This window comes from Methylophaga marina (assembly GCF_030296755.1).
Classification (GTDB): domain Bacteria; phylum Pseudomonadota; class Gammaproteobacteria; order Nitrosococcales; family Methylophagaceae; genus Methylophaga; species Methylophaga marina.
This window is the reverse complement of the sequence record NZ_AP027741.1, coordinates 1676458-1692366: the sequence shown is the minus strand read 5'-3', so window position 1 is coordinate 1692366 and position 15909 is coordinate 1676458. Positions and strand designations below refer to the sequence as shown.

10 protein-coding genes and 4 pseudogenes are annotated in these 15909 nt (G+C 44.7%); 10 read left to right on the top strand and 4 right to left on the bottom strand.

Translation table 11 applies throughout. The annotated features are described in order from the left end of the window. Positions 1-86: 86 nt before the first annotated feature. From QUE24_RS08725 to QUE24_RS08710, 4 genes and pseudogenes are all read right to left on the bottom strand, one after another. On the bottom strand, positions 87-1043 hold the full coding sequence (locus tag QUE24_RS08725) for a PstS family phosphate ABC transporter substrate-binding protein (protein ID WP_286303470.1): 957 nt from the start codon (positions 1041-1043) through the stop codon (positions 87-89). A gap of 142 nt (positions 1044-1185) precedes the next feature. After that, the gene (phoR, locus tag QUE24_RS08720) at positions 1186-2475 is read right to left on the bottom strand and encodes a phosphate regulon sensor histidine kinase PhoR (RefSeq protein WP_286303469.1); all 1290 of its coding nucleotides are present in this window, start codon (positions 2473-2475) and stop codon (positions 1186-1188) included. A gap of 12 nt (positions 2476-2487) precedes the next feature. Next, a pseudogene (gene phoB / locus QUE24_RS08715) lies at positions 2488-3179 on the bottom strand (phosphate regulon transcriptional regulator PhoB). A gap of 190 nt (positions 3180-3369) precedes the next feature. Beyond that, a pseudogene (locus QUE24_RS08710) lies at positions 3370-5015 on the bottom strand (inorganic phosphate transporter). A gap of 140 nt (positions 5016-5155) precedes the next feature. Here QUE24_RS08710 and dsbD point away from each other — a divergent pair. From dsbD to QUE24_RS08660, 10 genes and pseudogenes are all read left to right on the top strand, one after another. Beyond that, entirely contained in the window at positions 5156-6982 is a 1827-nt protein-coding gene (gene dsbD / locus QUE24_RS08705; RefSeq protein ID WP_286303468.1) for a protein-disulfide reductase DsbD, read from the top strand. 133 nt (positions 6983-7115) lie between these two features. Next, entirely contained in the window at positions 7116-7553 is a 438-nt protein-coding gene (gene aroQ, locus QUE24_RS08700; protein WP_286303467.1) for a type II 3-dehydroquinate dehydratase, read from the top strand. A 22-nt stretch (positions 7554-7575) separates the two neighbouring features. Beyond that, a complete protein-coding gene (gene accB, locus QUE24_RS08695) occupies positions 7576-8037 on the top strand; it encodes an acetyl-CoA carboxylase biotin carboxyl carrier protein (RefSeq protein WP_286303466.1) in 462 nt (153 codons plus the stop codon). Positions 8038-8100: 63 nt separating this feature from the next. Continuing rightward, positions 8101-9441: an acetyl-CoA carboxylase biotin carboxylase subunit gene (gene accC, locus QUE24_RS08690; protein ID WP_286303465.1), complete on the top strand. Its 1341-nt coding sequence runs from the start codon at positions 8101-8103 to the stop codon at positions 9439-9441. 5 nt (positions 9442-9446) lie between these two features. Further along, positions 9447-10317: pseudogene (gene prmA / locus QUE24_RS08685) on the top strand (50S ribosomal protein L11 methyltransferase). Then, positions 10307-11313, top strand: a pseudogene (gene dusB / locus QUE24_RS08680) (tRNA dihydrouridine synthase DusB). Before prmA ends, dusB begins: the two co-directional pseudogenes overlap by 11 nt. After that, on the top strand, positions 11310-11600 hold the full coding sequence (fis, locus tag QUE24_RS08675) for a DNA-binding transcriptional regulator Fis (RefSeq protein WP_286303464.1): 291 nt from the start codon (positions 11310-11312) through the stop codon (positions 11598-11600). Before dusB ends, fis begins: the two are co-directional and overlap by 4 nt. A 32-nt stretch (positions 11601-11632) precedes the next feature. Then, positions 11633-13195, top strand: coding sequence for a bifunctional phosphoribosylaminoimidazolecarboxamide formyltransferase/IMP cyclohydrolase (gene purH / locus QUE24_RS08670; RefSeq protein ID WP_286303463.1), 1563 nt, complete (start codon positions 11633-11635; stop codon positions 13193-13195). 17 nt (positions 13196-13212) lie between these two features. Further along, positions 13213-13611: a hypothetical protein gene (locus QUE24_RS08665; RefSeq protein WP_286303462.1), complete on the top strand. Its 399-nt coding sequence runs from the start codon at positions 13213-13215 to the stop codon at positions 13609-13611. A gap of 32 nt (positions 13612-13643) precedes the next feature. Continuing rightward, entirely contained in the window at positions 13644-15845 is a 2202-nt protein-coding gene (locus tag QUE24_RS08660) for a class I adenylate cyclase domain-containing protein (RefSeq protein ID WP_286303461.1), read from the top strand. The last annotated feature ends 64 nt before the right edge of the window (positions 15846-15909 follow it).

Sequence of the window (15909 nt, the reverse complement as noted above, 5' to 3'; positions counted from 1 at the left end):
CTGATTTGGAGTGTATTTAGCGATAAATTTAGAAAAAACGCCCCGTAAAAACGGGGCGCTTCTCTCGTCTTAGCAAATGCTTGTTTTTATTGCAGCTTTTGCAATTCTTTTTCAACAACAGCATCTGGAAGTGGAATATAGCCATCTTTGACGACCACTTTTTGACCCACTTTAGACAGAATCATTTTAACGAATTCACGATCAATCGGCGCTAATGGTTTGTTAGGCGCTTTATTGATGTAAACATACAGGTAACGTGAAAGCGGGTATGAACCATTCGCTGCGTTATCTAATGTAGCCGGAATCATTTCACCGCCTTCTTTTTTCGCTAATGCCAATGCTTTAACGCCAGACGTTTTATAACCGATACCAGAGTAACCGATACCGTTCAGTGATTTAGTCACGCCTTGAACAACAGAAGCCGAACCTGGTTGTTCATTCACACTGTTTTTGTAGTCACCTTTACAAAGGGCGTTATCTTTAAAGTAACCGTAAGTACCAGAAACTGAGTTACGACCATATAGCTGAATATTACCTAAATCCTGACCTAACTGACTCCAGTTAGTGATATCTTCTGAATAACCACATGTACGTGTTGCAGAGAAAATCGCATCCACTTGAGGAATAGTCAGACCATCGATTGGGTTATCTTTGTGTACATACACAGCCAGCGCGTCAATAGCCACACGAATTGGCGTTGCTTTATAACCATATTTTGCTTCAAAAGCCGCGTCTTCTTTGTCTTTCATTTTGCGGCTCATAGGACCAAAGTTAGATGTGCCTTCAGTCAATGCAGGAGGCGCAGTTGAAGAACCCGCAGCCTGAATTTGAATACTGACATTTGGATATTCACGTTTGAACTCTTCAGCCCACATGGTCATCAGATTCGCTAACGTGTCTGAACCAACACTCGACAAGCTGCCTGATATACCACTCACTTTTTCATAGTCAGGTAAAGCAGGATCGACATCGCCCGCAAATGTCAGCGGCGAGAAAGCCATTGTCATTGCAGCACCTAGCAGAGCAAGGTTTTTCTTGAACATAGTGTTCAACTCCCAAAGATTAAAAGAAAAAAGCAACGTTATTAACGTAAGCGCTAGGTAGTATGAGTTTTTCGTGTGACAAGCATATGAAAGTAATATGACAACTGTGTTACAACGGCAATATTGTTTGCTTGCCAGTGACTTAGACCGGAATTTTCTCCACCGCAGATGTTTCAGGAAAACAGCACTTAAAACTGCTCCCCTTACCTAGCTCGCTGTTGATGATGAGCTTCGCACCGTGCCGCTGAAGCACATGTTTTACTATGGCAAGCCCAAGTCCTGTGCCACCGGCGTCACTACTTCGACCTTTATCAACACGATAGAATCGTTCTGTTAATCGCTCCAGATGATGCGCAGCAATCCCTTCACCTTCATCAGCCACCTCAATGCACACGCCATTGTCAGTTTCACACCAACTCAGTGTCACTGCGCATCCTGCTGGCGTGTATTTCACAGCATTGAAGACCAGATTTGATACTGCGCTGCGTACTTCGCCTAAATCACATACAAGCCATTTATCTGTTTCTAGGTTGAGGCTAAATTGATGGTCATGAAAGTGTTCCAATGCTTTGGCATCTTCGATAATTGAATGCAGTAATTTTTCTACATCCGTTGGCACTCTACGTAAGGACTTCTCCCCTGTTTCCAGTTGCGATAAGACCAATAAATCTTTGATCATCATATGCATGCGCTCACTTTGCTGGCGCATAGCAGGGAGGGCCATCTTCCACTGCTCCGAATCCGTGTCCTCTGTGAATGCTTCTAGGTATCCACGCAATACGGTTAACGGGGTTTTTAGTTCATGCGATACATTGGCAACAAAGTCACGCCGCATTCGCTGTAGCTTGATTGTTTGGGTGATATCACGAGCAATCAATAATCGGCCTGATCCCATGTAGTTGACTAATTTCACCTCTAGTTGAATATCTTCGTTTAGGGGTGATTTGACTGTTGCTGTGCCGCCCAGATGAATATGATTTTCCAGAAGCTGTTGAAAAGCAGGCTCGCGAATCAGATTATTAATCCTGACATGATTATCGCGCGGCCAGCGCACACCCAACAATTCCCGGGCGGCCTGATTAGCCCAATCCACCTCGCCATACTCTCCCAACACAACAATACCATCTGGTAAGGCAGCGGTAGCCGACTGAAACCGCTTGAGGTAGTCGGTCATTTTTTTCTTACGATTGCTGTTTTGTTGGCGCATTTGTTCTATTTGACGACACACATCATCAATTACGCCTTCCGCGCTGGGGGAGCGCCGCTTTTTAGGTTTTTGCAACCAATACCAGAGCTTGTACCAATTATGTTGCAGCCACAAAGCATAAGCCAAAGAGGCCACAAACATAAAAGCCATCATTTGACCAAACAAAAGTCCAACAAAACCTGCCAGACTGACAAGCGTTAGCAGTCGCCAATTATCCCATTGCATGATTCAGGTCGCTTAATCGACTGAAAAACGATAGCCAACACCTCTGACAGTCTGGATAAACTGGTCATGCCCCGTTGGTTCCAGCGCTTTACGTAACCGGCGAATATGGACATCGACTGTGCGTTCTTCAATGTATACCGTATCGCCCCAAACGTAATCGAGTAACTGTGATCGGCCATACGCGCGTTCAGGGTTTTTCATAAAAAAGTGCAGTAAACGAAACTCAGTTGGGCCTAACTCAACACGCACATCATCTACCGTCACCCGGTGACTTTTTGTATCCAGTACCAAATTCGCAAACTGTAACTTCTGAGCATCTTCATTTTCAGGTGGCAGGCAACGACGCAAGACCGCTTTGATGCGAGCAATCAACTCAGGGGAGAAAAAGGTTTGTTGACGTAATCATCAGCCCCTACCGCCAGGCCTTTGACCATATCTTCACTTTCACCTTTAGCGGTAAGCATAATGACTGGAATATTCGCCAGGAACTCATTTGCACGCAATCGACGAATAAATTCTATGCCATCAATGCCGGGTAACATCCAATCCAATAAAATCATGTCCGGTTGATCATTTTTTAAGACATCCAGACCTGACTCGGCATCACCTACTGAGACACAGCTCAGACCTGCTTGCTTAAGGGTAAACGACAACATATCTCTGATGGCAGCATCATCTTCAACCACTAATACGCTTGTAGCCATAATATTCGTCCAACTATTTGCTTCGATAATTAATAACTATCTTACCGCTGAATTATGACATTTTAGTAACAAGCGTGATTTTTATTGTCATAACAACGGATTAAACCCATCAAAAAACAAAAAAAGCCACAGATTCTTAACAGAAGCTGTGGCTATATGACAGTTTTATGTCAGAACATACATCCCTGTTTTAATTCATAATTCCTTTGATCATATAAAATAATGACGCCGATAAAACAGCTGCCGCTGGCACCGTAATTAACCAAGCTGTAATAATTTTTCTGACAATGTCACGTTTGACATATAAGCTTTTCTTTTCTTTCTTCAGCACTTTCTTCGCTTTTTTCAGCGTATCTTTTTCACGATCAATCGAGCTGTATAACTGCGTAATGCGCTGGTAGTCTGCGGCTGATTTTTGTTTTTTATCCAAAAGCATATTGAGCTCGCTACGTAAGGCACTCAATAAACGCTTCTCTTCCTGTATTTCTTGTTTATCTCGCTCAATTTCCTGCTTTAAACTACTCGATTTGTCCATCCATTCTCGTAAAAAACCGACCCCAAACACACCACCAATAGCAATATGTGTAGAGCTGACCGGTAAGCCAAGCTGGCTGGCAATAATCACTGTGATGGCAGCAGCCATGGCGATTGAAAAGGCACGCATTTGATCGAGCTCAGTGATTTCGCCGCCTACTGTGCGAATCAATCTCGGGCCATAGAGTCCCAAGCCAAGTGCAATACCAAAAGCACCTACGGCCATTACCCAAAAAGGTATACCGGCTTTAGCATTAATGCCTCCTGTCATTACGGCATCATGGATAGCCGCAAGCGGGCCAATCGCATTCGCAACGTCATTCGCACCATGCGCAAAGCTCAATAAGGCTGCGGCAAAAATCAGCGGAATAGTAAACAGGATATTGATGCTTTCACGATCATTGTTTAATTTCGGCAAACGACGGCGCAACGAGGCTTTGACTAGAAAAAATGAAATAATCGCCACAATCAAGCCGATGGTTGATGCTTGCAGCATAGTTGGTTTGTCAACGATTTCTACGGTGAAGAACCAGTCATTGATTAGGGTTAAGAATTTCGGCCATATATGCTTCAGCCCTTTTAACACCAAATACGTCACAAAAGCCCATGCCATTATCGAGACATAAACGGGCACCCATTTCAGTGATGCAGCTATTTTATTTTCTTGAAAAATAATGGTTTTTTTGATGGCAAATAAGAAGGCAGCAGCAACGACACCACCGATCACAGGGGATATGATCCACGATCCTACAATGGCGCCCATCGTGCCCCAGTTCACTATCTCAAATCCAGCGGCAGCTATACCGGCCCCCATTACCCCACCGACAATGGAATGTGTGGTGGAGACGGGTGCCCGAGCAAAAGTCGCCATATTCAACCAAAGTGCAGCCGCTAATAAGGCTGCCATCATGGCCCAGATAAAGGTGTCACTCTGCTGACCAAACTTATCGATATCGATGATGCCGTTTTTAATCGTAGAAACCACATCACCACCAGCAATGATGGCACCACTCGCCTCGAAGATCATCGCGATAATGATAGCGCCGGTCATCGTCAATGCTTTGGAACCAACCGCAGGGCCCACATTATTGGCTACGTCATTAGCACCAATATTCATGGCCATATAGGCGCCAAAAACAGTGGCTATCGCCAGAAAAAGATTATTAGGCACACCACCACTGGTGATGAAGCTATACCCTAATACGGCCACCATAAAAAAAGGGCCATGCCGATTCTGGTTAATTCGCCATGACTCTTTTTATAAGCCTGTTTTTCAATTTTATGGATGTCTTTGATTTCCACGATGATTCCGTTTTTAACGACCCAAAACGGCGCAATTATTACAGCAATGTGACACAAGGCATACCCCAAACAAGACTGATGTAACTATTGCCTGCTATGATTGTCTAGTTATACAACCTTCTGACAAGCATTTGAGACTGATGAAAAAATTTTTATTTTTTATACTTCTGTTAACTGTTTTTAATGCACATGCGCGCAGCAGCCTTTTTGATGGTCTAGGTTTAAGTAACAACGACGATGTACCACCGCTTGTAGAAGAGGCGTTTCAATTTCGAGCAGAAGTGAATGATGCCAACAGTATTTTGGCGCATTGGAAGGTGCTGGAAGGTAACTACCTATACCGCGATAAACTACAGTTTGATGTCATCGGCAATGACAAGATAAAGCTTGGCAACATCAGTTTTCCTGCAGGAGAAAACAAACAGGATGAGACCTTTGGTCTGGTCGAAGTTTATCATGACGCCCTATCTGTCATTATTCCGATAAAGCAACGACCTGAGGAAGCCGTGACCTTCACCTTGAAGGCCCTTTTCCAGGGGTGCTCTGAAAAATTTGGCATCTGTTATCCGCCTTCCGAACAACAAATTGACCTGGCTTTACCCGCCATAAGTGGCGCTGTAGAACAAGATATTCAAGGTATCAACCCGCCTGCTGCCAGCCAACTTACCGAGCAAGACCGTATCGCTCAAAAACTCGAGCAGGAAAATCTGGGGCAAATCATCCTTGGTTTTATCGGTCTGGGTCTGCTACTGGCATTTACACCCTGCATTTTCCCAATGATCCCAATCTTATCCAGCATCATTGTCGGTGAGGGAGAGCATATCACTACACGCAGAGCCTTCACCTTATCATTAGTGTATGTGTTGGCCATGTCTGTCACTTATACAATCGCTGGTGTCGTGACAGGCTTGTTGGGTGAAAATTTACAAGCGATGTTCCAAAACCCATGGATTATCAGCGCCTTTAGTGCGCTATTCGTTATCCTCGCTTTATCCATGTTTGGTTTATACGAACTGCAACTTCCTCACTCAGTACAGCATCGCTTACATCAACTCAGTCACAAACAACAAGGTGGCAAATTGATGGGCGTGGCCATAATGGGTTTATTGTCAGGCTTGATTGTTGGTCCCTGCCTGGCTCCACCGTTGGCCGGAACCTTAATTTTTATCGGACAGCATGCTGATCCTGTTCTCGGCGGTCTCGCCTTGTTCTCGCTCAGTATCGGCATGGGTATACCGCTTCTGATTATTGGTACCTCTGCCGGTAAGCTCCTACCCAAAGCCGGTAACTGGATGCTTTTTATCAAATCAATTTTTGGTGTACTGCTGCTCGGTTTAGCTATCTGGATGCTGGAACGGATCATTCCCGGCTGGCTGACCATGAGCTTATGGGGAGGCTTATTGATCGTTTCAGCTGTCTATCTTGGTGCATTTAACCGACTTGATATCGATGCAACAGATTTCAACAAGCTTAATAAAGGACTGGGCTTAATACTCTTTATATATGGCACATTGCTTATGGTAGGCGGTGCAAGTGGTAGTCAAAACGTTTGGCAACCTCTCCACGGCATAGTCAGTAGCTCAGGCAAATCAGCAGAAACTCAGCACCTTGCTTTTACTCAAATTGCTGATCTCGACGAGCTTAACCAACGTCTCGCATCCACAACACAACCCATAATGCTGGACTTTTATGCTGACTGGTGTACGGAATGCAAAACCATGGAAAGAACAACATTCCAAGATCCTGACGTGCTTGCAGCAATGAAAGGCTACACATTACTGCAACTGGATATGACAGAAAATACACAAGTGCATCAAGAAATGCTCAAAGCACTGCGTGTGTTTGGACCTCCCACCATGCTGTTTTTCGATAAAACAGGCCAAGAACTGTCACAACACCGACTTGTTGGCTTTGTGAAAGCCGACACCTTTTTAGACCATATTCGCCAAATGGCGAGTCAACCATAGAAATGCTCAGAAAGCCGTCTTTTCGGCGAAAATAGCAACAAAAAGCCGCTTTTTATTTCGACAAACTGGACATCATCAGTCTGCTGGTGCACAATTCCGCCTATTATCTTTGACCCTTAATTGAAGGATCGTAATGGCGAATATTGTTGTGCTTAACGGCCCCAATCTCAATCTGCTTGGGACACGCGAGCCCGAACATTATGGTGCAGATACGCTGGCCGATGTTCACCAACGCCTGGATGTCATCGCAAAAACAGCTTCACATCAACTCGATTTTTTTCAATCCAATGCAGAACACGAACTGATTAATAAAATTCATGCAGTTCAAGGGAAGGCTGACTTTATCATCATTAATCCAGCGGCATTCACACACACCAGCGTGGCTTTACGTGATGCTTTATCTGCGGTCAAAATTCCTTTCATCGAAGTACACATTTCTAATATTCACGCGCGCGAGACATTCCGCCATCACTCCTACCTGTCAGATATAGCAGTCGGTGTGATTTGCGGGCTCGGCACTCAAGGCTATGAATTAGCTTTGGCTGCCGCAATCAAACAACTAAACTCATAACGACTAAATATAAGGTTTTAGCATGGACATTCGTAAAATTAAAAAACTGATTGATTTGATTCAGGAATCTGACGTATCTGAAATTGAAATTTCAGAAGGTGAAGAGTCTGTACGCATTAGTCGTAATCAACATTCAGCTGCTATTTCTTACAGCACGCCAGCACCGACACACTATGCCGCTCCGGCTCCCGCACCAGCAGCACCTGCAGCCGCGCCAGCTGTTGCAGAAACAAGCAGCGCTGTAAATGAAGCCAATGCCGTGCGTTCACCTATGGTTGGTACATTTTATCGCTCATCTTCTCCGGAAGCTGCGCCTTTTGTTGAAGTTGGACAATCCGTTTCGGCTGGCGATGTCATCTGCATTATTGAAGCGATGAAAATGTTCAATCAAATCGAAGCTGATCGCAGTGGCACAGTAAAAGCTATTCTGGTTGAAAATGGTGATCCTGTTGAGTTTGATGAGCCACTAGTCATTATCGAATAACAGTAACGCGGGCTATTCGTTAAATAGCTATTGCTCACTCTGAATTGTGGATTAAACCAAATTATGATCGATAAAATTGTTATTGCTAACCGAGGCGAGATCGCCTTGCGTATTTTGCGGGCCTGTTGGGAACTCGGCATTAAAACAGTGGCGGTTCACTCAACTGTTGACCGTGACCTAAAACACGTTTTACTGGCTGATGAAACAGTATGTATTGGCCCTGCCCCGTCGAATGAAAGCTACCTGAACATTCCAGCTTTAATTAGTGCTGCAGAAATCACTGATGCCACCGCTATCCATCCAGGTTATGGCTTCTTATCTGAAAATGCTGACTTTGCAGAGCGTGTTGAAGAAAGCGGCTTTATTTTTATTGGTCCACGTGCTGAAACTATCCGTTTAATGGGCGATAAAGTGTCAGCAATCAAAGCCATGAAAGAAGCTGGCGTGCCTTGTGTACCAGGCTCTGATGGTCCGCTTGGCAATGACGATGAAACCAACTTACGTCTGGCTCGTGAAATAGGCTATCCCATCATAATCAAAGCCGCTGGCGGTGGCGGTGGTCGCGGTATGCGTGAAGTTCACAGCGAAGCACATTTACTTAACGCCATTGCATTAACTCGTAGTGAAGCGAAAGCGGCCTTTGGTAATGGTATGGTTTATATGGAGAAATTCCTGGAAAACCCTCGCCATATTGAATTTCAGGTACTTGCCGATCAACATGGTAATGCTATCCACTTAGGTGAACGTGACTGCTCAATGCAACGTCGCCATCAAAAAGTGGTCGAGGAAGCACCTGCTCCTGGTATCACCCCAGAAATGCGTGACCGCATGGGTAAGATCTGTGCGGAAGCCTGTGTACGTATTGGTTACCGTGGTGCAGGTACCTTTGAGTTTCTCTACCAGGATGGTGAATTCTATTTCATCGAGATGAATACCCGCATCCAGGTAGAACATCCGGTCACTGAACGCGTAACGGATGTTGACTTACTGGTACAGCAAATCCGTATTGCGGCAGGTGAGCCACTCTCTATTAAACAAGAAGACATTGTCATGCGCGGTCATGCCATTGAATGTCGTATCAATGCAGAAGATCCTCGTACATTTATGCCTAGCCCGGGACAAATAACCTCGTATCATGCACCAGGCGGTGCCGGCATCCGTATGGACTCTCATATTTACAGTGGTTATCGTGTTCCACCTAATTATGACTCGCTGATTGGTAAAATGATCGCCTATGGTAAAACGCGTGATATCGCGATTGCCCGTATGCAAACAGCGTTAAAAGAAATTGGTATTGAAGGCATTAAAACCAACGTTGAATTACAACGTGACATCATGGATGACACCCACTTCCAAACGGGTGGTACCAATATTCATTACCTCGAAAAGAAACTGGGTCTGTAATCACTATGGCCTGGATTCAGTTTATTTGTAACACCACATCAGACAAGGCAGATGCCTTGTCTGATGCATTTTCAGAGTGTGGTGCAGTCGCTGTCACATTTGAAGATGATGCGGATCAACCTATCTATGAACCAGATCTAGGGACGACCCCACTGTGGACAGCCACTCGGATTGTGGCGTTATTTGACGCTGAAACGAATCCAGATGACGTCGGCAATATGTTATCAACACTGATAACCGATCCGCCGTCTTATCGGGTAGAAGCTGTTGAAGACAAAGACTGGGAAAGAGAGTGGATGGATAACTTTCATCCTATCCAGTTTGGCGAGCGTTTGTGGATATGTCCTAGCTGGCATACCCCCCGCAGCTGATGCGGTTAATATTATGCTCGATCCTGGTTTGGCGTTCGGTACAGGTACACACCCCACTACCGCTTTATGTTTGAACTGGTTAGATCAGGCCGATCTTAAAGGTAAATACGTCATTGATTATGGTTGTGGTAGTGGCATTTTAGCGATTGCGGCAGCACTGCTGGGTGCTGAGCGAGTCATTGGTGTCGATACCGATCCTCAGGCGCTTGAAGCGACACGTGCCAATGCGGCGCGAAATGGCGTCGAAATCGAAGCCTATTTACCCGGCGATTGTCCGGATGAACCGTGTGATTTATTGCTGGCCAACATTCTTGCTGGTCCCTTGCAAACCCTGGCACCACTGTTTGCTAACCTCACCAAGCCCAATGCAGAGATTGTCTTGTCAGGCATCTTACAAGTACAAGCAGAGGAAGTATCTGAAAGCTATCAAGCCTGGTTTGATATGCAGCCAGCAGTTATCAAAGAAGATTGGATTCGATTAAACGGCACACGTCATGCTCGGTAAAACCATCGCCATCGGGCCATATCTCTTACCCAATAATTTATTTCTGGCTCCCATGGCAGGTGTAACAGATCGTCCCTTCCGCCAGCTTTGTCGTCGCTTGGGCGCTGGCATGGCTGTATCAGAAATGATTACAGCTAACAAAGCCTTGTGGGCCAGTAAAAAATCCTTATTAAGAGCGAATCATGCTGGTGAGCCTGAACCCCGAAGTGTGCAGATCGCTGGTGCCGATCCGGTCATGATGGCTGAAGCTGCAAAGCATAATGTGGATCAAGGTGCGCATATTATCGATATCAATATGGGTTGCCCTGCAAAAAAGTCTGTAATGTCATGGCGGGCTCGGCCTTGTTACAAGATGAATCCCTCGTTGCCAACATTCTTGAGTCAGTAGTGAATGCCGTAGATGTCCCTGTCACACTAAAAATTCGCACCGGCTGGGACAGAGATAACCGCAATGGATTAACCATTGCTCGAATTGCGGAACAATCAGGCATACAAGCCTTAGCCATTCATGGCAGAACACGGGCTGATGCCTACAAAGGCGAAGCCGAATACGACACGATTGCAGAAATAAAAGCCTCGATCACTTCAATCCCCATTATTGCCAACGGTGATATCGATTCCCCACTTAAAGCCGCTGAAGTCCTCAATAAAACAGGTGTCGATGGTTTAATGATTGGCCGGGCGGCACAGGGTAACCCATGGATTTTTAGACAAATTCTCCATTACCTTGAGCATAACAAACTGTTATCATCTCCTTCTCTTGCAGAGATTCGTCAGATCTTGATTGAGCATCTAGAAAACCTGTACGAATTTTATGGTGATTATTCAGGTGTGAGAATGGCACGCAAACATATTGCTTGGTATAGCAAAGGTTTACGTAATGGAAATGCCTTCCGTCAGGAAATGAATTTACTCGAATCGCCGCAGCAACAAGTAGACTTTACACGTCAGTTTTTTGATCAACTACAAGAACAACAGGATATACAAGCCGCATGACTCAACCGCTAGCCAAAGATAAAACAACATGCGCAGAGCTAGCTGTCGCGGCTGAGCAGACAACGGCGCCACTTAGTGTGTGTGTATCACGTGCTCTGGCCGATTATTTTGAGCAACTCGAAGGCCATCCTGCGGCCAATTTGTATGAAATGTTAATGACGGAAGTCGAAGTGCCTCTGCTTAAAGCAACACTAGAACATACCAATGGTAACCAAAGCCGTGCAGCGGAAATTCTCGGTATTAACCGTGGCACATTACGTAAAAAACTCAAGCAATACGGCTTATAAATCGATTTTTTATCTCCTGGAAGTGATTTTCAATGAATCAAATCAAACGTGCTTTATTGAGCGTATCTGACAAAACAGGTGTGCTTGAACTTGCCCAGCAATTAAACAAGTTAGGTGTAGAACTGCTATCTACTGGCGGTACAGCAAAATTATTAGCTGAAGCAGGTCTGCCTGTAAAAGAAGTGTCTTCACATACTGGCTTTCCTGAAATGATGGATGGCCGCATCAAAACATTACACCCTAAAATTCATGGGGGATTACTCGGTCGTCGTGGCAAAGATGATGCCATCATGACAGAGCATGATATCGCGCCGATTGATCTGGTTGTGGTCAATCTTTATCCGTTTGAAGCCACCATTGCGCGTGATGACTGTACCTTACCGATGGCCATTGAAAATATCGATATCGGTGGCCCAACCATGTTACGTGCAGCCGCTAAAAACCATGCTGATGTGACGGTATTGATTGATCCTGCAGATTACGCCAACGTTGTGGCACAAATCGAAACCAATGGTGGAGTAGATGATGCAACCCGTTTCGATTTAGCGGTTAAAACATTCGAACACACAGCCCATTATGATGGTGCTATCGCTAACTATCTGGGTAAATTAACGGGTGATGAAAAAGCCACTTTCTCACGCACCTTTAATAGCCAGTTCGTGAAAAAACAAGATATGCGTTACGGTGAAAACCCGCATCAAAATGCCGCTTTCTACACTGAAGCAAATCCTGCTTCAGGCACCATCAGTGCAGCCACACAGTTGCAGGGTAAAGAACTGTCATATAACAACATTGCCGACACTGATGCTGCGCTTGAATGTGTCAAAGCATTCCCAGAAGCACCGGCCTGTGTGATTGTTAAACATGCCAACCCTTGCGGTGTGGCGGTATCTGATAGCTTACTTAAAGCTTATGATTTAGCCTACGAAACAGATCCTACTTCAGCATTCGGTGGCATCATTGCATTTAACCGTCCATTAGATGCCGATACAGCAAAAGCCATTATTGACCGTCAGTTTGTTGAGGTCATCATTGCACCATCTATCACGGATGAAGCACAAGCCATTGTGGCGCAAAAAGCCAATGTGCGTTTATTAGCGTGTGGTGAGTTTGTCAGCAATACTGAAACGGGTCTGGATTACAAACGGGTTAATGGCGGTTTATTAGTTCAGGATCGTGATGAAGCGCTAGTACAAAAAGCTGACCTGAAAGTAGTCACAGAACAGGCGCCAACCGAAGAGCAAATGGCCGACTTATTATTTGCTTGGCGTGTGGCTAAGTTTGTGAAATCAAATGCGATTGTTTATGTTAAAAACCAGCAAACAGTGGGCATCGGCGCCGGTCAAATGAGCCGTGTTGTCAGCAGCCGCATTGCGGGTATTAAAGCGGAAGATGCAGGTCTGACTGTGCCGGGTGCCGTGATGGCGTCTGACGCATTCTTCCCGTTTAGAGACGGGCTTGATGCCGCCGCTGCTGCCGGTATTAAAGCGGTGATTCAACCGGGCGGCTCAATGCGTGATGACGAAGTCATTGCCGCTGCCAATGAACATGGTATTGCCATGGTATTTACTGGCATGCGTCATTTTAGACACTAAATACACGTGGACTTTTTGTGGATCGCGTTGAGGCTTATCGTTTATTCCAATCGCTAAATTATCAGCGCTTCCAACACTTAATCGAATTGGCGCCTGCTCGGCAGGCGTTAATTTTCCAATTACTGCCATTATTTCTACATATCAACTCCAAGCTATTGCCAGGGTATATTAGTGATGATGTGCCAGCCGGCTTACTTGATTACCGTCCTTCTCAGGATACGATAAGCCAAGCACAACAACTGAACCGTAGCTTTAGTCATCGTGCACGCGCTCTGCGTCGTTATCCATTGCGTGGTCTTTATCTTCTCCATCCTCATCACTACTTCAGCTACTCAGACAAAACCGAATTCGAATTATGGTTACTTTGCTCTGATTTATTAAGTATCGAACAACGACATCAACTGCAAAAAAGTTAGACGCCATCACTGAGTGGTGTGCAGAGAACGGATTGATACTGAATGCGCAATTAATCACCGAGAAAGCATTGACCAACGATACTGCGCTAACGGACTGGCAAAAGGAAGAATTCTATACGCAAGGTATAGTGCTGGCAGGTTGTGAACCATACTGGTGGTTGTTAACGCATGAAGAACAGACTGATCATCATCTCATTGTTGATGAGTTCAAAACCCAGGCTAAATTTAAACAATATAATCTCGTTGATTTTGGCCCAGCTGAATCTATTGATAAAAATGCCGTATTTAAAAAATCTTTCGAAGCATGTCAGCAATTTCTACTGATAGGTCATGCGACACTTGATCTACTCTATATTGCTCTATTGCTAGAACCAGGCAGATCATTGCCGACGTTATCTCACCTGTTAAAACAGACGATTTACCGTGGTGAGCAGGCTTTCACCGCACTTGATATCCAAGCCCTGAAATTGGCACTGATTGAGATCTATGCTACTGACGCCAATAAACAAATAGCTAGAGAAATAGTTTACATAGAAAGTCAGGAAGCACTCTCCATAGAGGTCAAACATCCTCCACACCTTTGGCGTAGAGAATGTGTAAAACAATTGACCAGCCAGTGGCAATGGCCAGCGACACAATTACAAAAGCTGGATACTCGTCGCCTGAATATCAACAATAGTCAGGCCTGGTTTGAAAACTTAGCTACTGTTGTTCAATCCTTGCTACAGGCTTTGCAGCATTATTGCCAATCTGAGCAATTGGATACCCATAATGAGACGGCGTATTTAAATCAGTTATACCGTTTACGTTTTCAACCGACAGGCAATCAAATCCCCATGTTGCCACGAGCTTTGCGTCCAGAACCGAGTGAGAACAGGTTATTTTTATACCGGTTCAAAGAGCAGCAGGACTGGTTACTCAGTCAGTCGCCACTCTCTGACAATGCCAGAACAGGTTTATATCAGCATCCTCAACTCATCGATGTCATAAGCTGGGCTATTAATCACCAGTTGCTTGCTAAAACCAATTGGCTGAGTGTGACAGATCAACATCAAAAGTATACGACCTCTGCCGTTATCGAAATGAGCAAGCACCTAATCAGTCAGGGTATGTCGGATTTAGATATTCCAACAGTTCGTACTACGGTGACTGAAATAGAAAGCATTGAACAGGTACTCGTCTTTCCTAACTTGGAGCAGCAACCAAGTAATAAGCTCTCGCAACAAGGGCTTCAGCTTTCCAGCAAACAGAATGATCCGCTCAACTACAGCTCTTTTAAAGAGAGTTTAATATTAAGTGTTGATTGTTTATTCATTTCCAGCCATGGTCAAATCTATAGTGGCTTCTATCAGGGCCAAACAGCCATTCTTGATTTGTTAACCAGTCTATTATTGTGGCGGCCAGCAAAGACACCGAAGATCAGTAGCTGGTGCCCAACACCTGGATTTGAAAAAGCCATAAACCAGCGCTTGGAAGCTTTACTGACTCAAGTCTGCCGACATTATCAACAGCACCCGGATCAGGGTAAGTTTTTGCTTAACCTGGCTGACCGTCCCTATCAACTTCAATGGCACGATGAGCAAGTTGAATATGTCAGACGTCCGTTATCACAGAGTTTTTGGCAACACCTTGCTGATAATACAACAATCTTCACTGCTCAGGCTTTGGATAGCTATCTCGATAAGGATCAACTTCTCAATACCCTGTTAAAGTATCAGTCAACAAAACAGGTCAGTATTTTTCTCTATCTTAAACAAAATACCGTGGTGTATTACCTCATAGATGAATATGCCAACCTTATTCGACAACAGGTTCAGCATCTCAGTGAATCCACACTTATGAGTCACCTCAATGTGTTTATCTCACACATTAAAACCGTGAATAAATTTGAACATATCCGCTTCTATTTGCTGAGTCACAGTCAGCAAGGCTGGAAAATCAATGCCATCGCCCAACAATCGACATCACAAGGATTTTTACCGGTACAAGTGAATATGGCCAGCCCAGCTTTAGATGCTGCCTGCACTATCATGTGTGGTAAAAAATGGTTCGAAGGGCTTGCAGACGATGAGGCATTATTTGATCAAGTACGCCAATTTATTCAAAGCTTAAGAAAAAATAACCAGAACTATCCTGTTTATATCAATCAGCTGCAATTTACTGATAACCATCCGTACCCAACGGCTATATACATCCAACAAAAGAGCCGTCTGGAACAACTTTTCAATCAATAATCGGTGATACAGACTTTCGCTTTGGCTTGGGCTCTTTTATCATGTTGGTCTTTATTATCGGACG